Genomic DNA, 21,181 nt, shown 5'->3' with positions numbered 1-21,181 from the left:
ACGACCTCCGCCTCGTTCGCGGACTACCGGCGAGACCGGTTCGAGGGCCCGGGGTCTCCGAGGTCCACATCGGAGGGCCGGAGGTTGAGATCGGTGTTCGGGGTGAAACCGCTGTTCGGATCGGCGTGCGGGTTGTAGCCGGGGTGGTTCGGGACGAAGTTGGGGTTGACGTGCTCGGTCGTCGTCAAGGAGCCGGGCAGGGCGAATCGCTGGTCGTTGCTCTGCCGGAAGTAGCCGTGAACGGACACCGAGCTGTGGATGTTCTCCGGAGCGACGTGGTGCACCGCGTCCCACTCGCTCTGCTTCGACATCCGCTGCGCCAGGTCCGGCGGGAGGTTCTGCGAACCCGTGTGGATCAAGTTGTCCGTGGACTGCACCTTCAGGACCTGCCCGGACATCGAGATGTAGTGGTTGCCGTCCTTGCTGATGACGGGGCCGCCGTCGGGGGACAACCCGAACTGGTGCGCCACGTTGGGATCGGAGGTGAGCGAGACGTAGCCGGAATCGTTGGCCCCGCGACCGCCGTGCACGTGGTGCGGCATGTCGTAGTTCTTGCCCCACGACGTCATCCCGTTCTGGAAGAGCCCGTCAGGCCCGTTCACCGGACGCGTGTCACCCCGGTACATCCACTGCGGCCGCTGCGGATTCGGCCGCAACTGCGGGTTGTTCAGCCCCCTGTCACCACCAGCGTTGGAACCGCCAGCGCTGCAGTTCATGAGGCCGAGCGGGTCGATCCAGCCGGTGGGGTTCGGGGCGTAGGCGTGCGGGTTCGGCGAGGGGGCTAGACCGAGCGGGTCGCCGGAGGTGTACCGACCGGTGGTGGGGTCGTAGTAGCGGTTGAGGTTGTAGTGCAGACCGGTCTCGTGGTCGTGGTACTGCCCGGGGAACCGCAGCGGCGTGCAGGCGTGACCGGCCGGTGCCTTCAGGGTTCCCCAGAGCGTGGTGTCCACGTGCCAGGCGAGGTTGCCGTCCGGGTCGACCAGTTCCGCCGGGGTGCCGACGAGGTCCGTGACGATGGCGTAGAAGCGCTGGTCGACCCATCGTTGCGGCGCGTTCGGCGTCGTCCGGCGTTCGGTCTGCGCGAGCACGCGGTAGCTGTCGGGTGCCCACTCCCAGACGGTGGCGTCCGTGCCGTTGTGGACCTGCTCGACGAGCAGGCTGTCGTCCCAGGTGAAGTCGACGTGCTCGGCGATGCTGCCGTCCGGGTGGAGGCGTTGTTTGGCGACGCGGCGGCCGAGCGGGTCGTAGACGTAGCGCCAGCGCTGCCCGTCCGGGGTCACCACGCCGATGAGCTGGTTCTCGGCGTTCCAGGTGTAGTTCCAGGCCGCCTGCTGGAGGCTCCGGGAGGTGGTGCGACCTTCGGCGTCGTGGGTGTACCGGGTGGTTCCAGCTCGGGTGATCAGGGTTCCCGCGTAGGCCCGATCGCCCACCGCCGCGTCCTCCGGAGAGCCCGACACCGGCCATTCCGCGTGCGCGAGGTTGCCCGCCGGGTCGTAGGCGTAGCGCTCGGTCCACTGTGGCCGGTTGACGGCGGTGACCCGCCCTGCGAGATCGAGGTCGAACGTGCGGTCTCCGCTGAGCTGATCGCGGACGCCCACCAGCGCACCGTCCGGCCGGTAGGCGTAGGACCGCTGCTGGATCATGCGGTCGCCGCCGATCAGGGTCTGCGAGGACAGCTTGTGGTCGGCGTTCCAGTTCTGCGCCAGCAGCACGCGAGTTCCCAGCGTGCGCTGCACTTCGCGGCCCGCGACGTCGTAGTCGAACCCCAGCGTGCGCCCGGCGGTGTGCAGCGCGACCGGCCGATCCGCGGCGTCGTACTCCCAGACGCTCTCCGCGCCCGACGGCGTCCGCCGCCGCACTCGCCGCCCCAGCGGGTCGTAGGCGGACGCGACGGTGCGACCGTTGACCGTCTCGGTCAGCACGCGCCCGAGCTGATCGCGCTCGAACGACACCCGGGTGGCGTCGTTCTCGGCGGCGATCAGCCGCCCCATCGGGTCGTAGGCGAAGGTCGACGTCGTGGTCGCGGTGCGGCGTTCCACGAGGTTGCCGAGCAGGTCGTAGGTGAACCGGACGGTCTCGCCCGCGCCGTTGGTGCGCTCCACCAGCTGCCCGGCCGCGTCGTACCGGTACGACACCGCTCGACCGCCGAAGTCGGTCTCCCGCACCAGGTTTCCGGCGGCGTCGTACTCGTACCGCCAGACCTGGCCCTGCTCGTTGGTGACGGAGACCAAACGGGTTTCGGTGTCGTAGCGGAACTCCCGCCGGGAGCCGTCCGGACCGATCTCCACCGACGGCAGGTCGAAAGCGGTCGTCTCGGTCGTCGTGGTCTGCCCGAGCTGGTCGACCCGGGTGCGGACGTTGCCCTCCCCGTCGCGGATCCAGCGCTCGGTGCTGCCGTCCGGCCGGGTCTGCCAGGCCGTCCGACCGTCGACGGTCCAGCCGAACTTGGTGGTGCCGCCGATCGGATCGGTCACCTCGGTCACCCGGCCGAAGCCGTCCCGGCGGTAGGTCGTGGTGGCGCCGAGCGGATTGGTGACCGAAACCGGCAGGCCGGCGGCGTCGGTTCCGATCCGGCGCACGTTGCCCAGCGCGTCGGTGATGCTGGCCAGCAAACCCCGCTCGTCGTAGGCGTAGGTCGTCACGGCGCCGGCGGGGTCGGTCACCTTGATCAGGTTGCCGTTCTCGTCGTACTCGCGGCGGCTGATCGCACCGTCCGGGTCGACGAACGTCACCGGCATCCGCCGGTCGTCGTACTCGATCAGCTGCCGGCTGCCATCGGGCCTGGTGATGGCCGTGATGTTGCCCGCGTCGTCGTAGTCGTACTCGACGGTGCGGCCCAGGGCGTCGGTCCGGGCGAGCAGGCGGTCGTGGTCGTCCCACGCGAAGACCGTCTCGTTGCCCAGCGCATCGACCTCGCGGACCGTCTGCTTCGCGTCGTTGAGGTGGAAGGCCTTGGTGTGGCCGAGCGAATCGGTGTAGCGCGTGACGTCGTCGGCGTATTCGAACGTGCCGTTGAGGAAACCGCCGGCACCCTCGGTGCGCACGCAACGTCCTGCCTGGTCGTAGGTGTAGCGGTACCAGATGCCGTTCCGGTCGGTCCAGCCCGCGATCCGGCCCTCGGCGTCGTAGTCGAACTCCAGCGCCTGGCCGGAAGCGTTGATCACCGAGGTGAGCCGCCGGTCGGTGTAGGCGTACCGCATCAGCGGCAGGTCGTCGCCGTTGGCCGCGCCGCGGAGGTGCAGCGCCGTGACCAGGCCGTCTTCGGTCTCCACCCGGATGCGGAAGCCCGCGCTGTGCCGGACCTCGACCGGAGTGCCCGCCTCGTCGTGCTCGAAGTGGACGAGGTTGTGGTTGCGATCGGTGATGCCGGTCAGCGGCAGGACCTCGTCGCCCGGAGCGAAGTGCAGCGCCTGTTGCTCGCCGACCAGCACGACCGTGTAACCGCCGTTGTCGTGCCTGGTGAGCGTGTTGGGCGAGCCAGCGAACGGCACCGTCGCGCCCAGCTCCGGCGTCGGGGCGAACAGCAGTTTCCCGTCGTCGGCGGCGAAGGAGACACCTGCGCTCCCGACCTCCAGCCGCTGGTCCAATGTGGACGCCCAAGAAGTGCCGAAGGCCTGGCCGACCCGGTACGAGGACAGGTGCGTGCGTCGCAGGACCAGCGGTAGCGCGGCGGCGATCTCCACGTCGACCTGCGCCAGCACCATCTCGCCGGTGGCGATGTCGACCGGGTCGGTCTCGCACCGGCGGTTGCCGACGTTCCGGCTCGGTGTCTGCGCATCGCTGGACGCCTTCCGCAGATCACCGCCGATGCCGCGGGACTTGCTCGTGCCGCCGGACGGGGCGGGCGACTCATTCGAGATCGACCTAGGCGTCGGACCACCGTCGACCGAGTTGGGCGCCGGGCCGTTGCCCGGGGAGCCCGGGTTCGGTCCGTTGTGCGACATCGACGACGTGGACGCCGGGCCGTCGTTGGACATCGACCTGGTCGGCGCCGGGAAGTCCGGGCTGCTGTTCGGGGTCGGGCCGTCGTTGCCCATCGACCGGGTCGGGGCGGGCGAGCTCTTCGGCTTCGGGGCTGCGCCGCTGCCACCCTTGATCTTGTTCAGAGCCTTTCCCGCGTCGCCGAAGCCCTTTTCGAGGTTCTTCACCAGCGGCGCCAAGGCCTTCATCGCCTTGACCAGCTTCGTCGTGACGTCAGCGATCTTCGCGACCGTCTTCGCCACCGCAGCGACTACCTGCGGAACCACCCAAGCCATCGCGATCCCCAGCGTGGCCAGGACCTGCAACGCCCAAGAGATCAGGCGACCGACCAGCTCAGCGATGATGTCGCGCACCAGGCTCCGCACCGCCGCCACGACCTCGCCCGCCGTGCCGATCCCGCTCGACGCGCCCTCAGCGGCCTTCTGCGCCGCCTCGATGAGCTTGGCGGTGTCCTCGCTGCGCTGCCGGTAGGAATCCGCAGCTTCCCCGGTCCAACCGTCGACATCGCTGCTGACCAGGTTCGCCATCTCGGTGTTGATCTCGCCCAGCTCGGAGGCGACGTTCTTCCACGTCTCCGAATGCGCCTTGATCTGATCGGCATCACCGGTCAACGCATCCAACGCATCCGACAGCGGGCCCACGTGCTCCATCAGCCAGCCCACACCAGCAGCGAGGATCGACCCGAACGGATCCATCGCCATGGTCAACGCATCCAGGCCGGTACCCACCGCACCCATCACGCCGGACGCCCAGTCGCCAGATTCGATCGCCTGCTTGGTGTCGTTCACCGACTCCAAGATCGGCACACCGCTGAACGACTGCGTCGAATCCTTCCGCTCGGCGACCAACGGATTCGTCACAGCAGCACTCCAAAATCAACGTTCAAACAGGACAGACACCAGGTCGTGGACTACACGCACCCAGGCGCTGTTGCGGTTCATCGATTCGCGCATGCCGACTCGGCAGCCGTAGCGAACAGCGCTGTTGCGCTCGGCCGCACCGAACCGGCGAACTCCGCGAAAGAGCGGTCAGGCGAAGCTGTCGCGGAGCGCGCTGGCAGCCAGGCGCACCGGGGCCGGGCCTTCCGGGTTGAGCAGGATGTCCGTGTCGGGCGGCAGCAGCTCGAGCAGGCCCTCGGCCGTGAGGGATCCCCAGAGCTCCACCGAATCCATGTCCTTGCGGTGCAGCGGCGCGGTCACCACGGCGACGCAGGGCACGTCGTCGGGAGCGGGGCCGACGAGCGGATATCCGTCCGCGGACAGGGCGATCTCCAGCACCGCGTCGCGCACCGCCGGGATCAGCTCGTCGACCTTCGTGCGTCCTTCGGCGATCAACCGGAGCACCGCGTCCACCGGGTCCGTCGGATTGGCCGGATCGGCCGGCGCGAAATCGGGGTTCGGCTCGAAGCGGCCGCGACTCCCATCGGTCGCCAACGGCCAGCCCCCGGCGATCGCGTGCGGCGGCGGCTGGTCGCCGTCGAACCGAGGCTGCCACGCCGGGTCGAGCAACACCGCCCAGTCGTCCCGATCGCTGCCCGGGCTCGGGCGGGCTGAGTCATCCATGGCCGTTGTTCCTCTTCACCTGCTCGTCCCGCTGAACAATGCTAGAACTTCTTGAACTCGCCAGCGACGGGGTTGCCGCTGCTGTCCACACCGGGGCCCACCCCGTAGATGCTCTCGTTCCCGTCGGGCTTCCGGAATCCCTTCCCGGTGGGCGCGTACACGTCGCCGGAATGGCCCGCGTTGCGGATGGCGTCCGCTGACGTCTGCGCCGCGTTTCCGGCTGGACTTCCCGCTTGGCAGGACATCTGCACGATCGGCCGGTTCGGGTCCGCTTTCGACGCCGCCTGGAAATGGGAGTTGCTCGACACCAGCTGCCCGTACTGATCACCGGTGAGCCCCATCTTCTCCCACTTGGCAGGCTGTCCGGGCTGAGCGGTGTTCACGTTGACGATGTAGCCCTTGGGCTGGGCGTGAGCGTGGACGTAGAACGGCTGCTTCCCCTTCCACGGCGCGTCCGCCTTCGTCTCGGGGAAATTGGAGTCCTTGCTGTTGCGGTTCTTGTTGTACCAGTTGTCGCTGTTCCGGATGGGTTTGCCCGCCCAGCTGCCGACCTTCTTCGGGTCCTCCGCCTTGCTCGGGAACGAGATCCCGACCGTGTTCCCCTTGTCGTCCTTCAGCGGGATCGACTGCACCTTGTCCGGGGTGACGCTGTGCGGCTTCTTCCCGCCCTTGCCGTCGGAGATGTTCCCGGTCAGCACCGTGGGCTGCGGGGTGTTCCCCGTCGGCTGGGTGGGGGCGGAGCTGGCCGGCGGTGCGGAGGTGTTCCCGCCGGTGGAGGCCGAAGTCGTCGGACTCGGCTGCGGCGCGGAATTCGTCTGCGGGATCGTGCTGCCGGGCGAGGAGTCGGAATCCTCACGCATGCCCCGGCTGCTTTCCTGGCCGCCACGCGGGGACCCGCCCCCCGGGCCGTTGCCGCCCCTGCTGGGCGGTGGGGTCGGGTTCGGCTTGGGGGCGGTGCCGTTGTCGTTCTTGATCTTCTTCAGGGCCTTGCCCGCATCGCCGAAGCCGTCCTTGAGCTTCTTGATCAGCGGCGAGAGGGCCTTCATCGCCTTGACCAGCTTCGTGGTGACGTCAGCGATCTTGGCCACGGTCTTGGCCACGGCCGCCACGACCTGGGGGACCACCCAGGCCATCGCGATGCCCAGCGTGGCCAGGACTTGCAAGGCCCAGGAGATCAGGCGACCGACGAGTTCGGCGATGATGTCGCGCACCAGGGTGCGCACCGCCGCGACGACCTCACCTGCGGTGCCGATGCCGTCCGAGGCGCCTTCGGCGGCCTTCTTGGCCGCTTCGATGAGCTTCCCGGTGTCCTCGCTGCGCTGCCGGTAGGAATCCGCCGCGGCCCCGGACCAGTCGGCGACATCGCTGTTGACCATGTTGGCCATCTCGGTGTTGATCTCACCGAGTTCGGTGGCGACGTTCTTCCACGTCTCCGAGTGCGCCTTGATCTGATCGGCGTCGCCGGTCAACGCGTCCAACGCATCCGACAGCGGCCCGACGTGCTCCATGAGCCAGCCGACTCCGGCGGCGAGGATCGACCCGAAGGGATCCAGCGCCATCGTGAGCGCATCCAGGCCCGTGCCCACCGCACCCATGACACCGGACGCCCAGTCGCCGGACTCGATCGCCTTCTTCGTCTCGTCGACGGATTCCAGGATCGGCACACCGCTGAACGACTGCGTCGAATCCTGGCGCTCAGCGATCAACGGGTTCGTCACTGCGGAACTCCCAGGTCAACGTCCGAAAAGGACGGTTGTCATGTCATGCACGAAATGGCCCGCGATCGTCTGCTCACCCCGCGGTTCCAACTCTCCTTCAGATCTTCCCGTGAAGCCCGTTGTCGCTGCTCGGTTTCGGCTTCAAGTCGCCCATCAGGTTCGGGTAACCGGCAACCGAGTACTTCCCACCGGCGGCATTTTCCCAGGGGACGATGAACTCCGACGGGTTGTCCGGACCGTCCGAGGTCTTGATGACGCCGTTGTTCTGCGCCAACCCGTCCATGAGGGGCTGGTCGCCGATCCCGAAGTGCTGCTTCATCGCCGCCATGTGCGCGGGATCGGTGATGCCGCCCGGCCCGTTGTTGTCGACCAGCGCGGGCGGAACGTCGTGCACCGTCACCGGGCCCGGGGTCTCGTACTTGATCACAGCGCCGGGCGCGGTGGAGTTGTAGGAGTAGTCAGCCGCACTGGTCTGGTCGTCCGTGAGGTACCAGGCCTTCCAATCGTCCGCGCTGTTTCCCGCCCGACCGTCAGGCCGCTGCACGCCGTTGTCCATGACCGACTGATAACCCTCCGGCTTGACCCCGTGATAGCCCTCGAGCTTGGTCATCGGCGTGCTCACGATCTTGTGATCGACACCGTTCACCGTGATCGTGCTTTCGTAGCTGGAGTGGGAGGGATCGATGTTGCCGTTGTTCATCCCCAGATCGGGGTGGTCGACCGGCGACGCGTTCGGCGGAATCCCCGCTGGACGATTCGCACCACTGCTCGGCCCGTCGTGGGAACCGCCGAGCGATCGGGAGTTCATGCTGCGGGACGTGGCCCCGGAGCCGCCGCCGGACCGTTTGCGGGACGGCGAGCCGAAGAGGTCGCCGCCCCAACCGCCGCCGTGCGACCCGCCGGTCGACGACACCCCGCGCGGCGAAGCGAAATCCGCGCCGTTCGCCGGTGGTGTCGGGACCGTGCTCATGGACGTGGTCGACGCCGGCGTCGAGGCCGACCCCATCGGCTTGACCGGCTCGGACGTGGGCCTCGGCGCCGGCGAAACACCCTTGGGCTTGGGAGCTCCTCCGCCACCGGCGTTCAACTTGCTCAGCGCCTTCTTGACGTCGCCGAAGCCGTCTCCGAGCTTCTTGAGCATCGGGGCGAGCTTGCCGATCGCCCGCACCAACTTCGTGGTGATATCAGCGATCTTGGTGACCGTCTTCGCCACCGCCGCCACGACCTGCGGCACCACCCACGCCATCGCGATCCCGAGCGTGGCGAGCACCTGCAACGCCCAGGACACCAGGCGTCCGACCAGCTCGGCGATGATGTCGCGAACCAGCGTGCGCACCATCGCCACGACCTCACCGGCCGTGCTGATCCCGTTCGACGCACCATCAGCCGCAGCCTGGGCAGCCGAGATCAGAGCGGTCGTGTCTTCGCTGCGGGCGCGGTAGGAATCGCCGGCTTCGCCGAGCCAGCCCTGGGTGTCGCTGTTGACCAGGTTGGTCATGTCGGTGCAGATCTCGCCGAGTTCCGCCGCGACGTTCGACCAGGTCTCCGCGTGCGCTTGGATCTCGTCCGGATCGCCCGTGAGCGCGTCCAGGGCGTCGGAGACCGGACCGACGTGTTCCATCAGCCAGCCGACGCCCGCGGCGAGGATCGTCCCGAAGGGGTCCATCACCGCACCGAGTGCCTCGAGGCCGGTGCCCGCCGCACCCATGATTCCCGCGGCCCAGTCGCCGGATTCGATCGCTTGCTTGGTGTCGTTCACCGACTCCAGCAAGGGGACTCCGCTGAAATCCTGCGTCGAATCCTTCCGCTCAGCGATCAGCGGATTGGTCACTGCACACTCCGGGGCCGGGTAACTGGTGGTCGGGTCGGGCGGGGATCAGTCCCGCAGCGGGTCGAAGTCGGGGCCGAACTCGTCGTCGTCCTCGTCCTCGAAGGCGGGCTTCTTCTTCGGTGCCGCAGGGGGATTCGGCGCGGCGGCCGGAGGTGCGGGCGGCGGAGGCGTGTGGTCCTCCTCCTCGGCCGGGCCGTCCCACTTCGAGGAGGTCTCCAGCTCCGGCTCCTCGTCCTCGGGCTGCTCCGGGAAGCGTTCGCGCAGGTTGTCCAGCATCATCGCGCGGGTTTCCCGGTCCTCGTCGCCGAGGTGGGCCGTCATGGTCTCGCCGACCTTGCCGGCGATGTCGGACTGCGCCTTGTGCATCGTGGACAGGATCTGGGACGCCAGCTCGGACGGCGGCATCGAGCGGACCTTGTCGGTGAGCTCCAAGTCCGTGATGCTGCCGTCGGCGCGCACCGTCACCTTGACGCGGCCGTCCGAGCTGGCCGCGGTGAGGCGCAGCTGCTCGGTCTCGGCCTGGATTGCCTGGTAGCGCTGGGCCTTCTCCTCGAATCCCTTCGCCCACTCCTGGATCCGCCGCTCCGCCTCGTCGGGGTCCGCCCCGATCGAAGCGAACCCGCCCTGGCTCTGGCCCGGCATTGCACTACCTCCAAAGGACTTCTAAATCTGCGATCCGCTTGCTGCCCCCGACCCGGGGTGGCGGTTCGACGTCAGCGGCTCAGCTCGAGTAGAGGTCGCCCTGGTACGTCGCGGTGGGGCGCTGCGCCGGCTCCACGGGCGTCGCCTGGACCACGTCCCGCTCCATCGGCTCAGCCTGCTCAAAGGGCTCGACCCGCTGCCTGCCCTCCGGCGCGTTCATCGCCGTGAACTGCCGCGGCTCAGCCTGCTGGAACGGCTCCGCCAGCTGCCTGCCCTCGGGCGCATTCATCGGCGTGAACTGCTTCGGCTCCATCGGCGCGTGCTGCGGCTCGACCTGCTGCCTGCCCTCCGGCGCATTCATCGGCGTGAACTGCTTCGGCTCCATCGGCGCGTGCTGCGGCTCCGCCAGCTGCCTGCCCTCCGGCGCATTCATCGCGGTGAACTGCCGCGGCTCCGAGTCCATCACCGGACCGGACGCCGGACGTCCCTGCATCGCGGGCTCGTAGGAGGCCGAGGTCGATCCGCTCGGCGAGGAGCTGGACCCCGTGCTCTCGACCCCGCGCAGCGCGACGGCCGAATCGTTCACCCGCACGGCGTCGTCGAACTGGGAGAAGTTGTCCGCGCCCGCCTCGTCGGTCTCCTGGTACTCCTTGGCCGTCTGGCGGACGTTGTCCGCCGTGGTGGCGATGCCTTCCTTGGCGGCCTTGAGCGCGTTGAGGCCTTCCTCCTCCATCGGGTTGATGATGGGCGGCAGGAACGAGCACAGGAGGCCGTAGGCCTCGTCGTCCATGCTGACCTGCTCGGCGGCGGAGATCGCGGTGTCCACCCGGTCGGTCAGCGCCTCCAGGTGGCTGGCGTGCGCGGTCAGGTCCTCTGCTTCGACCTGGAAAGTCATGGTGGGTCCTCTTCAGCTCGTCAGTCGAGCTTCGCCAGGACTTCGCCCAGGCGGTGCTCGATGCGGCGGTTGTCGGCCGGGGCGATGCTGACGTGGGAGCGCTCGCTGACCATCAGGTACCGGCCCTCGTTGGTGTCGAACCAGGTGACCAGCGTCGACGACCGCTGCCCCCGGTGCGTGACGCCGAACTGCCCGCCACCGACGCGGGTTTCGACCAGCTCGGCCAGCACCGCGGCGTCCTGGCCGGACATGCCCGCCCGCACCAGCGCGGTCTCGTCGTCGTAGTCGCCGCCGAACGGGTCGTCCTCGTCCTCGTCCAGCGCGCGGTTCAGCTGCTCCTTGGGCACCGACAGCGCAGGCTTCATGCCGGGTTGGCCGGGCGGCAGCACGCCGACCGCCGCCATCGCCAGCGCGGTCGGGCGGATCTCGGTCAGCCACAGCTCGCCGGCCACCAGCTGCGCCAGCACCCCGGCGCGGCGGGTGACCGCGGCCAGGGCCTGGACCGGCTCGCCGACGTAGCCGACCACGTCCACCGAGGTGTCGTTGTCGACGATCAGCTGCAGCAGACCCGCCAGCCGGTCGTCGAGCTGGTCGCCGGAGGCCATGCCCCGGTCGGCCAGCGAGCGGAACGCGTCGGCGGCGAGGTCGGCGCGTTCCTCCATCGTCCGGCCCACGCTGGGCACCTGGAGCGGGAACTGCGGGCGACCGTGGCCCAGAGCTCCGGTGACGAGGTCGTACTCCGCGGCGGTCAGCGCGAAGTCCGGCGCCGTTGTCGTCATCATCCCTGGTCCCGCTTCTTCTTCTTGCCCTCACCGATCACCGGCGGCGGCAGGTCGGCGCCCGGCACCTCGACGATCTGGCCGCCCTGGACGTACTTGGCGCTGCGTTCCTTGTCGTCTTCGCCGCGACCACCGCGGTTGCCCATCGCACCGGCGCCCATGCCCGGCGCTCCGGCCATGCCGGGCTGCCCGGCGCCGCCGCCCATGCCGCGGGGGCCGGCGCCGGGTCCACCAGAACCCGTGCTGCCGGTACCCGAGGAACCGCCGGGCGCCAGGTTGGACGAGCCACCGGCACCGCCTCCGGCTCCACCGCCGCCACCGGCACCCAGGCCGGGGACCGCACCCGGGCCGCCGCGGAATCCGCCGGGGCCGCCACCGCCAGGACCAGCGCCGCCGGGGCCGGTTCCGCCAGGCCCCGTGCCGCCGGGACCACCCGGGATCGGCGGGATCTGGCCCTGCCAGCCGCCACCACCGCGGCTGTTCGGGTCGCCGGGCCGACGCGCACCGGGGCCGGTGGGGGACACGCCGTCCGGAATGCCGTACGGCCGCGGTTGGTACGTGTGATCGCCGCCGGGGCCGCCCATCTGCGGCAGGGGCGGCATCTTGGGGTTCGCACCCTGCGGCGTCGTGCTCTGCGGGCTCGTGCTCTGCGGAGATGTGCTGCTGGGGCCGTCGCCCAGCGGAGGCAGCTTCGGCATCGCCTTCGTCGGACCGTCGAACCCACCGCCGGGGCCGTCGCCCAGCTTCGGCATCGGCATCGCCTTGGTCGGACCGTCGACTCCGCCACCAGGCCCGCCGCCGATCCCACCAGGCCCGCCGCCGATCCCGCCGGGACCGCCACCGATCCCACCGGGGCCACCAGGGCCACCAGGGGTGTCGCCCAGCTTCGGCATCATCTTCGTCGGACCGTCGACCCCACCGGGCCCGTTCGCCGCCGCCGGCGACACGCCCTCCGGGGTCGTGGCGGCCGGTGCTTGGCCCTGCTGCTTCGGTTCGAGCGGCTGTCCCCCGCCACCTGCGGCCATGGGGGCCATCTGGGCCATCCGGGCCTGCATCCGCTCTTGGGTCACCGGGTTCGGCGGAGGCGTGAAGCGCGGGGTCTCGCTGTCGATGGTGCGGGACTGGGCTTCCATGTTGGTCATGACCTGGACCGCGCGTTCGTGCGCGTTGGTGGCCTTGGCCTGGTGGGCCTGCAGGTCGGTGGTGGCCTTGGTGAAGCTCTCGAGGTCGTTGGTGGCGTAAGCACCGATGACCGCCGCCTGCAGCCCTTCCACGCCCTTGACCGGCTCCGGCATCTCGGTCTTGGCGACCTCCATGACCCGGCCCTGCGTGGAGATCCGCGCCGCCAGCGAACCCGCCGTGTCACCGGCCTTGATGTTCCAGTCGGTCAGCTCCTGGATCGCGGCGCGCGCCGCGTCGGCGGCCTGCCCCTGCCAGCCGGCCTCGGTGCCCCGCACCTTCTCCGACATGCGCTGAGCGGCTTCGGCGATGTCCCGGCTCAGCGCGTTCCAGTCGTCGGACAGCTGGCCCACCCGGCCCGGGTCGTTGTCGGTGTGCACCGCCGCGTAGAGCTCTTCGTGGCTGCGCGAGGCCCAGTTCTGCGTCTCGGTCAGAACGATGTCCGGCTTGTCCGGACTGGCGTTCGGCTGGGTCATCTGCGGCTTTCATCCCCTCGACTGCGGCGGGCGCACCCCAGCGTCGCCCGACCCATCACGTGCGGTTCTGGAACGCGGCGTCCGCGATCTTGCGGAAGTCGTCCGCGGCGTGCTCGTCGGCGTCCCGGTAGGTGCGCATCGCTTCGACGATCGCGTCGCGCGCCTCTTCGACGACCGCGCGGTACTGCGTCAGCACGTCGGTGAAGGAGTTCTCGCCGCCCTGCGCGCGAGTGGCGAACTTCACCGCCATCGCCTGGCCGACCGGGTTCTGCCCGAGCGGCGCGTTCCCGGTGAGGCCGGCGGCGCGCTTCAACCATTCATCCACTGTGGACATCTGGTCTTCGAGCGCTTCGCGGAGCTGCTTGCCCGCTTCGGGTTCGAGGCGCAAGTTCTGCGATTCCACCGCCTGGCGCAACTGCTTGATGCCTGCGGCGGAACGGGCCAGCGTGCGAGACGCCTGAACTTCCTCGGCTTCGCTCATGAGTCCCCCAGACACAACAACACCGCACTATGATCACAGGCGTCGCCAACGTCGGCCCAACGTCCCGCCAACACATCGGGGAGGGTGGCGGGTACGTCCGGCGGAGCACTCGAAATGAGCGGATGTCTTCTCGAAGGAAACCACCACAGCTGCGGATTCGCCTGCTGGGACCCGTGGAACTGCTGCGAGCGGACGGCCACGCGACCGCGATCGGCGCCGCCAAGCGGCGCAGCATCCTGGCCGCGCTGGCCATCGAGCTGAACCGCGTGGTGTCCGCGGACCGGTTGATGGACATCGCGTGGGAGGGCGAGCCGCCACCCACCGCCAAAGCCGCGCTGCAGGGCCACATCGCCAAGCTGCGCCGGGAGCTCGGCGACGGCGTCGAGGTCGTCACGCGCGCACCCGGCTACCAGCTGCTCGCGCCGCGCGCCGCGGTCGACATGACGCAGTTCGAGGACCTGGTCGCCGCGGCCCGCAACGCACCCGACGCCGAGGCCGTCGAACTGCTGGACACCGCGCTGGCCCTGCACCGCGGCCCGCCGCTGGCCGACGTCGCCGCCGAGCAGCTGCGCCGCGAGGTCGTGGACCGGCTGGACGAGTCGATGATCAACGCGGTGCACGAGCTGGCCTGGCGGCTGCACCGGATCGGCCGCGCGGACGAGGGGATCGACCCGCTGCGCGAGGCCGTCGCGATGCGCCCGCTGCGCGAACCCCTGGTGGAACTGCTGGTGCTGAGCCTGCACCAGGCCGGACGGCAGGCCGAAGCGCTCGACGTCTACCACGAGACGCGGTCCCGGCTCAGCGAAGAGCTCGGCGTCACCCCGGGTCCGGGCCTGCAAGCGGCGTTCCAGACGGTGCTCAGCTCGGAGGAGCCGGAACCGACCGCGGTGCCGTGGCAGCTGCCCAGGGAGAACAGCGGGTTCGTCGGCCGGGAGGCCGAGCTCGCGGAGCTGGACCGCCGCCGCGGCGACGGCGACGTCCGGGTCATCACCGGCCCGGCGGGGGTCGGCAAGACCGCGCTCGCGCTGCGCTGGGCGCACCGGTCGGCCGAGCGCTTCCCCGACGGCTGCCTGTTCGCCGACCTCCGCGGGTTCAGCGAGACCGAACCGGTGGAGCCGGGCCAGGTGCTGAGCGCTTTCCTCCGCGCGCTCGGCATCCCCGACGTGCGCATTCCTTCCGACCCCGACGAACGCGCGGCGCTGTACCGGTCGACGCTGGCGGGCCGGCGGGTGCTGGTGGTGCTGGACAACGCGAGTTCGGCCGCGCAGGTCAAGCCGCTGCTGCCCGGGGCAGGCTGCGCGGTGCTGGTGACCAGCCGGAGCAGGATGGACGGCCTCGCCGTGATGGCCGGAGCGGTGCGGGTCGCGGTGCCGCCGCTGAGCCGCGAGGCGTCGGTCGAGGTGCTCCGGTTCGTGCTCGGTCCCGAGCGGATCGACGCCGAGTCCGAGGCCGCCGTGGAGCTGGCCGAGCTGTGCGACCGGCTTCCGCTGGCGCTGCGGATCGCCGCGGCCCGCGCGGCCGGGCCGCCGCAGCGCACGATCCGCTCGCTGCTCGACACCTCCGCCGACCCCCGCCACCGGCTGGCCAAGCTCTCGCTGCCGGACTCCGGCGAAGGCGTCCACACCGCGCTGACCGGCAGCTTCCAGCGGCTCGACGGCGGTGCGGCCCGGCTGTTCCGGCTGCTGGCCGAGCACCCCGGCGGCACCGTCGACTGCTTCACCGCCGCCGCGCTCGCAGGCACCACGATCCACGAGAGCTTCGTCCAGCTGGAGCGGATGGCGGCGTTCCACCTGCTGCACGAGACCGACGACGGCCGCTACCTGTGGCCCGGGCTGGTCCGGCTGTACTCCACCGCGATCGCGGCGGAGGAGGCGGACGGGGAGCGCAACGCCGCGTTCAACCGGCTGCTGGACTTCTACCTGCACGCGGCGGATCGGGGGCTGCGGTTCATCTCGGACTCGCCGTGGCGCCGCTGGACCGGTCCGCCGCCGGTGGACCTCCCCGAGATCACGAACGCGCAGGCGGCGATCCGCTGGTTCCGGACCGAGGAGGCCAACCTCCACAAGATGCTCGGGCTGGCCATCCTGCGCGACGAGCACGCGCGGGCTTGCCACCTGGCGCTGTCCTTGGAGCGCTTCCACCACCGGCTCGGCGACCGCGCGGCTCAGCTCGAGGTGCTGTACTGCGGCCTGAACATCGCGGGCGAGCTGGGCGACGTGCGGGCGCAAGCGGCCTTCTCCGTCCAGCTCTGCGGAGATCTGGCCTCATGAGAAACGCCCCCGCGCTCCGGCACGGGGGCGTTTCCGTTCGTGCGGTCATGAATCCGCGTGCTGGATCCCCTTCGCGACGGCTTCGCCGAAGGCCTGCATCCCCTTGGCGTTCGGGTGCAGCGGGGCCGCCATCGACGTCGGGATGACGCCTTCGTAGTACTTGTCCTGCGGCGCGGCGCAGGTGTCGTGCCCGCGGCTCACCTCCGCCAGGTCGACGAACTCGGCGCCGTGCGCTGAAGCGCGCTCGTGCAGCATCGCGCTCAGCTTGTCCACACTGGACTGGATGTAGTCGGCGTCCCTCGCCCACACCGGCTGGATCGGGTAGCAGCCGCCGGGCCGCAGGTAGGTGCCGTAGCCGACGACCACGATCTCGGCGTGCGGGGCCCGCGCCTCGATCTGCTCCAGCATCCCGTCGACCTCCGGGGCCAGCGCGTCGATCCGCTCCGCCAGCTCGTCGCGCCCGCCCGCGGTGAAGCGGTCCTTGCAGGACCTGCCCGCGGGTTCCGGCAGCAGGTTCAGGCAGGACACGGCGGCCTGCACCAGCTCCACGTCGTTGCCGCCGATGGTGACGGTGACCAGGCCGGTGCTGCGCTTGAGCGCGTCGTACTGCGGCGGCACCACGCCGTACTGCTTGGTGGAGAAGTCGCTGATCTTCGCGGCGGAGCAGGTCACGTCGGTCAGCTTCGCGCCGATCAGCTCCGCGGCGACCCGCGGGTAGTTCTTCTCGGAGCGGAAGCAGTTGAGGTCGGGATCCTGGTCGGGGATGAGCGGACCGGCCGCGGCGGAATCGCCCATCGCGACGTACTCGACGTCGTCGGTGACCGCGTGCGCTGTCGGGGCGAGGACGACTGCGGCGGCGGCCATGGCGACGCCGAGCTGGGTGAGACGAGGGAACCGGACCACGCGAACCTCCGTGCCGTGGCGAGGACTGGGCAGACCTGATCTAGCACGGAAGATCCACGATGGCCCGATACTTCACCCGATCATCGAGTGGCACCCTCGAACAGCCGTATCCACCTGCGTCCGAATGGCAGCGGCGCGTAGCGCCACCCCCGGGGTGACGGCTACTGGTCGCGGCGGAGAGCTCTGGTGATACCGGCGGCGACCGTGGTGGCGAGGATCCAGCCCGCCGCGATCAGCACGACGGTGATCCACTCCGAGTTGCCCTCGGCCCGCCACATCACGTCGTGGCCGAGGTTGATGATCGGCACCAGTTGGTCCACTGTGTACAGGAACGGGTTCCAGACCGGGTGGTCCTCCTCGTTGATCGGGTGCAGCTGGTGGAAGCTGAACCAGCTGGTGCCCGCCGCGGTCAGCAGCACCAACCAGATCAGCGCGCGCAGCGGCCGGAAGCCGTAGCTCACCGTGATCAGCTGCAACGTGCTCCACAACCGCACCGGCAGGCGGAACACCGGCCGAGTCGCCGCCGCGATCGCCTGGTAGCGGCGCTTCTGCTTCTCGATCAGGACCGTGACCGCGTGCTCCTCGTTGCCGTTGCCGCGGAACACCTTCGCCAGCTGGTCGTAGGGCCCCGGCTGGTACCGGCCGCCGGAGTTGGCGCGCAGCCAGCCGAGCCGCTCGACCACGGTCGCGCGGTCGGTCGGCTCGATGGTCTCGGTGAAGTTGTCGTAGGTGAAGTCCTCGACGTCCACGCCACCGGACGCCGCCCACAGCGCCGCGTTGTCCGCCAGCAGCTCGCACTGCGCCTGCCGCAGCATGATCCGGCCCTGCGGCGCGGTTTCCGGCAGCAGCGTGAACTCCTGCACGACCAGGCCGAAGGCGTTGATCGCGTTGCGGCTGGAACCGTCGCCGAGCCGGCAGCCGTAGAAGTTCGCCTGCCGCCCGATCTGCGCGCGCCGCAGCTGCACCTCGCCCTCGGCCAGGAACGGCCGACCGCCCGACGCGCACACCAGGTCGCGCGCGATCTGCGCGGCGCGCAGGTCCACCGACGGCTTGTAGGCCAGCTTGTGCCGGTGCCAGGCGGGTTTGGTCAGCTGCGCCGAACGCAGGTCGACGTTGGCGCCGATCCGGGCGCCCTGCAGTTGGAGGGAACCCGCGATCTCGGTGTCCCGGCAGTCCAGGTTGCTGCCCACCTTGATCCGGCTGGCCTGCACCACGTCGGTGCGCGGCCCGCGCAGCCGCGCCCGGTTCAGCTGGAAGCTGCCGTAGACCTGCACGTCGACCATCCGCACCTGGCCGTGCAGGTCGGCGCGCGAGGCGTCCACGTTGCCGAGGATCTCGGTGCCGTCGATGTGCAGCGCGCGCAGCGGCTGCTCCACCGCGGCCTTCGCCGACCGCGACCAGCCCAGGTCGATGCTCGCCCCGGCCATCCGCAGGTCGCCGCCGATCCGCGCGCTGACCATCCGGATCGTCCCGCCGCTGCGGAAGTTCTGGTCTATCTGCACGTCACCGCGGATGTCGCCGCGGTCGAAGATCAGCGTGCTGGTCGGGTCGTCGTGCTTGGACTCGCCGCGGCGCGGCGGCATCATGCCGGGCTCCAGCACCGCGTCGCGCAGCCGGACGTCGCCGGCGATGTGCGCGCTGGGCATGAACATCACCCCGGCCACGCTCAGCGGCCGCCCGCTCGTCGGGTCGACGTCGCAGCGCAGGCTGCCGCCGATCTGGATCCCGTTGGCGTTCAACGCGGTTCGCCCGCGGTTGCGCAGCGTGCCGCCGGAGAGGGTGAGGTTGCCGCCGACCTTCGCGCCGGGGATGCGGATCTCGCCGCGGACCTGCACCCGCAGCCCGATCAGCGCGCCGGACACCGACAGCCGGTCGCCGTAGATGGCGCGTCCGCCGGGGTTGCGCAGCTCGCTGTCGTTGAACAGCAGGGAACCGCCCAGCTGCGCGTCGGCGAGGTCGATGCCGCCGGTGCTGGTGCAGTTGCGCAGCACCGTGTCGTTGCTGGTGCTGAGGTTCCGGGCGTTGAGGCCGGGCAGGCTGCAGTGCCACAGGACGAGCCCGGCGATCTTGGCCTGCCGCAGGTCGGGGACGAGCTCGAACCGGCAGCGGACGAACTCCAGCAGGTAGGGCAGGTCGGTGGCGCGCAGGTCGAGGCGGCCGGTGATCACCGCGTTCTCGATGGCGATGACCGGCTGCTGACCGGTGCGGCGGGAGAACGGCCGCCAGCCGGGCTCGTCCAGCGACTCCACCAGGCGGCGGCTGAGGTACTCGCCGCGGATGACCTGCTCCGGGTCGTGGTTGACGGCGTGCACGTCCAGCGGCGCGCCGGTGTCGGGGGCCCCGCGGTCGCTCCTGCTCTGCCGCAGGAGTTCCTCGAACCGCTGCTCGGCAGCGGTCAACGGACCGTTGCTCTCCCACGGCTTGACGACCGCCACCAGTTCCCCCGAACGTGTCCAATTCCGTCGTTCCACACGAAAGGTAGTCGATCAACGACCCCACCAACTCCGACGTGTGATCTCGCCAGAAGGTTGCGAACGGACCAGCGGTGCAACCGAACGGCCCAACGCGAAGTTCCACGTGAAACCCCCGCGACGCCCCGCGTTCCCCCGAAAGCACCAACCCCCGGCGCGTCGGACACCGACGCACCGGGGGCTGTGGACAACTACCCGCTCCTGTGGACAACTTCCGCAAATTCAATGGAAATCAGACGTCCGATTTCCATTGAAATTGCGCACGGTCACTCGACCGGGGCCTCGGAATGGGTGTGGGTGGGGTCGAGGACGCGGGCCAGGAAGGTCCGGGTCCGCTCTTCCTTCGGGTTGCCGATGACGTCGGCCGGGTCGCCCTGCTCGACGATGCCGCCGCCGTCCATGAACAGGACGCGGTCGGCGACCTCGCGGGCGAACTGCATCTCGTGGGTCACCACGAGCATCGTCATGCCCTCGTCGGCGAGCTGGCGCATCACGCCGAGCACGTCGCCGACCAGCTCCGGGTCCAGCGCCGAGGTCGGCTCGTCGAACAGCATCACCTTCGGGTTCATCGACAGCGCCCGCGCGATGGCGACCCGCTGCTGCTGACCACCGGAGAGCTGCGCCGGCATCGAGTCGGCCTTCTCCGCCAGCCCGACCCGGTCCAGGTTCTCCCGCGCGGTCTTCTCCGCGGTCTTCTTGTCCCGGCCCAGCACCTTGCGCTGCGCCACGGTCAGGTTCTCCAGCACCGACAGGTGCGCGAACAGGTTGAACTGCTGGAACACCATGCCGATGTGCCGCCGCGCGCCGTCCAGATCGGTGTCCGGATCGGTGAGCTCGGTGCCCTGCACCACGACCTTGCCCGCGCTCGGCTCCTCGAGCAGGTTCACGCAGCGCAGCAGGGTGGACTTGCCGGACCCGGACGGCCCGATCACGCACACCACCTCGCCGCGCTCGACCTGCAGGTCGATGCCGCGCAGCACCTCAAGCGAACCGAAGGACTTGCCCAACCCGGAGATCTCGATGATCACGTCGCTCATGCCCCGGCACCTCCGTGGCCGCTCTTGGTCCGCACACCGCTGCCGTACTTGCGCTCCAGCAAGTTCGAAACCCGGGACAGCGGGATGGTGATGATCAGGTAGCACAGGCCGGCGATCAGGATCGGCGTCAGCGACTGGTACTGGTTCAGCGCACCGCGACCGAACTTCGCGAGCTCGTACTGGTCGGCTGACAGGCCCAGCAGGTAGATCAGCGAGGAGTCCTTGGTCAGCAGGATCAGCTCGTTGGTCAGCGGCGGCAGGATGATCCGGAACGCCTGCGGCATCACCACGGTGATCATGGTGCGCGCCGGGGACATGCCCAGCGAGCGCGCGGCTTCCACCTGGCCGCGCGGCACGGCCTGGATGCCGGCGCGGATCGTCTCGGCCATGTAGGCCGCGCCGACCAGACCGAGGCTGAGCATCACCGTGGAGTAGATGTCGAATCGCAGCTGGAAGGCGATCGGCACGCCGAAGCCCAGCGCGATGAACACCAGGAGCGCAGGCAGACCGCGGAAGAGTTCGATGTAGCCGGTGGCGATCCACCGGTACGGCCCCACCGACGACATCTTCATCAGCGCCAGCACGATGCCCAGCGCCAAGCCGAAGGCGAAGCCCAGGGCGGTGTAGATGATGGTGTTCACCAGCGCCGTGGTGATCACGTCGGGGAACTGCGCCTTGGCGACCTCGACGTTGAAGAACGCCCGGCCGATCTGCCCCCAGTCGGCGACCACTGCCAGCACCGCGAGCGCGGCGACCAGCACGCCGTACTGGATCCCGCGGCTCAGCCTCGCTCGCTGTCGTCGGCCCATCCTGCTCGTGGGCCGCTCGGTCTCGGTTGTCATCGAATGCTCCTGTGTCTCACCGGGATCCAGCCTCGACGAGCGGCTGTTCCAGGGGGAGGGTGACCAATCGCAGCCCGGCGGAGGCCATGTGCGCATCAGCCGCCGCGGGACCGG

The 21,181-nt window shown here is 69.9% G+C and carries 14 protein-coding genes; 1 reads left to right on the top strand and 13 read right to left on the bottom strand.

Features of this window, described 5'->3' with window-relative positions:
* Window positions 1–23 precede the first annotated feature (23 nt).
* The 9 genes from ABTZ89_RS06920 to ABTZ89_RS06880 form a co-directional block, all read right to left on the bottom strand.
* Window positions 24–4,841 (bottom strand): RHS repeat-associated core domain-containing protein, encoded by a 4,818-nt coding sequence (locus ABTZ89_RS06920; protein WP_351041144.1) that lies wholly within the window; start codon window positions 4,839–4,841, stop codon window positions 24–26.
* A 168-nt stretch (window positions 4,842–5,009) separates the two neighbouring features.
* Window positions 5,010–5,543 carry a type VII secretion system-associated protein gene (locus ABTZ89_RS06915; RefSeq protein WP_270950465.1) on the bottom strand — a complete coding sequence of 178 codons (534 nt, stop codon included), beginning with the start codon at window positions 5,541–5,543 and terminating at the stop codon, window positions 5,010–5,012.
* Between the two features lie 41 nt (window positions 5,544–5,584).
* Complete coding sequence (locus ABTZ89_RS38920) at window positions 5,585–7,261, bottom strand: WXG100 family type VII secretion target (protein ID WP_502949515.1); 1,677 nt, start codon at window positions 7,259–7,261, stop codon at window positions 5,585–5,587.
* Window positions 7,262–7,358: 97 nt separating this feature from the next.
* Window positions 7,359–9,092 (bottom strand): WXG100-like domain-containing protein, encoded by a 1,734-nt coding sequence (locus ABTZ89_RS06905; RefSeq protein WP_333778281.1) that lies wholly within the window; start codon window positions 9,090–9,092, stop codon window positions 7,359–7,361.
* 45 nt (window positions 9,093–9,137) lie between these two features.
* Complete coding sequence (locus tag ABTZ89_RS06900) at window positions 9,138–9,734, bottom strand: YbaB/EbfC family nucleoid-associated protein (RefSeq protein ID WP_351041141.1); 597 nt, start codon at window positions 9,732–9,734, stop codon at window positions 9,138–9,140.
* A gap of 79 nt (window positions 9,735–9,813) precedes the next feature.
* Window positions 9,814–10,629, bottom strand: a complete 816-nt coding sequence (locus ABTZ89_RS06895; RefSeq protein WP_351041139.1) for a type VII secretion target — start codon at window positions 10,627–10,629, stop codon at window positions 9,814–9,816.
* Between the two features lie 20 nt (window positions 10,630–10,649).
* A complete protein-coding gene (locus tag ABTZ89_RS06890; protein WP_351041136.1) occupies window positions 10,650–11,411 on the bottom strand; it encodes an ESX secretion-associated protein EspG in 762 nt (253 codons plus the stop codon).
* Window positions 11,408–13,063 carry a PPE domain-containing protein gene (locus ABTZ89_RS06885; protein ID WP_351041133.1) on the bottom strand — a complete coding sequence of 552 codons (1,656 nt, stop codon included), beginning with the start codon at window positions 13,061–13,063 and terminating at the stop codon, window positions 11,408–11,410. The genes ABTZ89_RS06890 and ABTZ89_RS06885 overlap by 4 nt, the downstream gene beginning before the upstream one ends.
* A gap of 55 nt (window positions 13,064–13,118) precedes the next feature.
* The gene (locus ABTZ89_RS06880; RefSeq protein WP_270950470.1) at window positions 13,119–13,544 is read right to left on the bottom strand and encodes a hypothetical protein; all 426 of its coding nucleotides are present in this window, start codon (window positions 13,542–13,544) and stop codon (window positions 13,119–13,121) included.
* Between the two features lie 173 nt (window positions 13,545–13,717).
* On the opposite strand from ABTZ89_RS06880, the gene ABTZ89_RS06875 reads away from it, so the two are divergent.
* Window positions 13,718–15,814, top strand: coding sequence for an AfsR/SARP family transcriptional regulator (locus ABTZ89_RS06875; RefSeq protein ID WP_351041130.1), 2,097 nt, complete (start codon window positions 13,718–13,720; stop codon window positions 15,812–15,814).
* A 45-nt stretch (window positions 15,815–15,859) separates the two neighbouring features.
* Here the strand turns inward: ABTZ89_RS06875 and ABTZ89_RS06870 are convergent, their stop codons facing one another.
* From ABTZ89_RS06870 to ABTZ89_RS06855, 4 genes are all read right to left on the bottom strand, one after another.
* Window positions 15,860–16,717, bottom strand: coding sequence for an SGNH/GDSL hydrolase family protein (locus tag ABTZ89_RS06870; RefSeq protein WP_351041127.1), 858 nt, complete (start codon window positions 16,715–16,717; stop codon window positions 15,860–15,862).
* A 161-nt stretch (window positions 16,718–16,878) separates the two neighbouring features.
* The gene (locus tag ABTZ89_RS06865) at window positions 16,879–19,152 is read right to left on the bottom strand and encodes an oxidoreductase (protein WP_270950474.1); all 2,274 of its coding nucleotides are present in this window, start codon (window positions 19,150–19,152) and stop codon (window positions 16,879–16,881) included.
* A gap of 302 nt (window positions 19,153–19,454) precedes the next feature.
* Window positions 19,455–20,225, bottom strand: a complete 771-nt coding sequence (locus ABTZ89_RS06860) for an amino acid ABC transporter ATP-binding protein (RefSeq protein WP_351041124.1) — start codon at window positions 20,223–20,225, stop codon at window positions 19,455–19,457.
* Entirely contained in the window at window positions 20,222–21,034 is an 813-nt protein-coding gene (locus ABTZ89_RS06855; RefSeq protein ID WP_351041168.1) for an amino acid ABC transporter permease, read from the bottom strand. The genes ABTZ89_RS06860 and ABTZ89_RS06855 overlap by 4 nt, the downstream gene beginning before the upstream one ends.
* Between the last annotated feature and the right edge of the window lie 147 nt (window positions 21,035–21,181).

The sequence above is a fragment of the Saccharopolyspora sp. NPDC002686 genome (assembly GCF_040295745.1).
In the GTDB taxonomy this organism is placed as follows: domain Bacteria; phylum Actinomycetota; class Actinomycetes; order Mycobacteriales; family Pseudonocardiaceae; genus Saccharopolyspora; species Saccharopolyspora oryzae.
The sequence above is the reverse complement of the archived record's forward strand: the minus strand, read 5'-3'. Positions and strand labels throughout refer to the sequence as shown.

Excerpts from the sequence above, each read along its gene's own strand:
- ABTZ89_RS06860 (WP_351041124.1), bottom strand. The coding sequence starts at position 20,225 with ATGAGCGACGTGATCATCGAGATCTCCGGGTTGGGCAAGTCCTTCGGT.
- ABTZ89_RS06900 (WP_351041141.1), bottom strand. The coding sequence starts at position 9,734 with ATGCCGGGCCAGAGCCAGGGCGGGTTCGCTTCGATCGGGGCGGACCCC.
- ABTZ89_RS06880 (WP_270950470.1), bottom strand. The coding sequence starts at position 13,544 with ATGAGCGAAGCCGAGGAAGTTCAGGCGTCTCGCACGCTGGCCCGTTCC.
- ABTZ89_RS06885 (WP_351041133.1), bottom strand. The coding sequence starts at position 13,063 with ATGACCCAGCCGAACGCCAGTCCGGACAAGCCGGACATCGTTCTGACC.
- ABTZ89_RS06915 (WP_270950465.1), bottom strand. The coding sequence starts at position 5,543 with ATGGATGACTCAGCCCGCCCGAGCCCGGGCAGCGATCGGGACGACTGG.
- ABTZ89_RS06890 (WP_351041136.1), bottom strand. The coding sequence starts at position 11,411 with ATGATGACGACAACGGCGCCGGACTTCGCGCTGACCGCCGCGGAGTAC.
- ABTZ89_RS06855 (WP_351041168.1), bottom strand. The coding sequence starts at position 21,034 with ATGGGCCGACGACAGCGAGCGAGGCTGAGCCGCGGGATCCAGTACGGC.
- ABTZ89_RS06895 (WP_351041139.1), bottom strand. The coding sequence starts at position 10,629 with ATGACTTTCCAGGTCGAAGCAGAGGACCTGACCGCGCACGCCAGCCAC.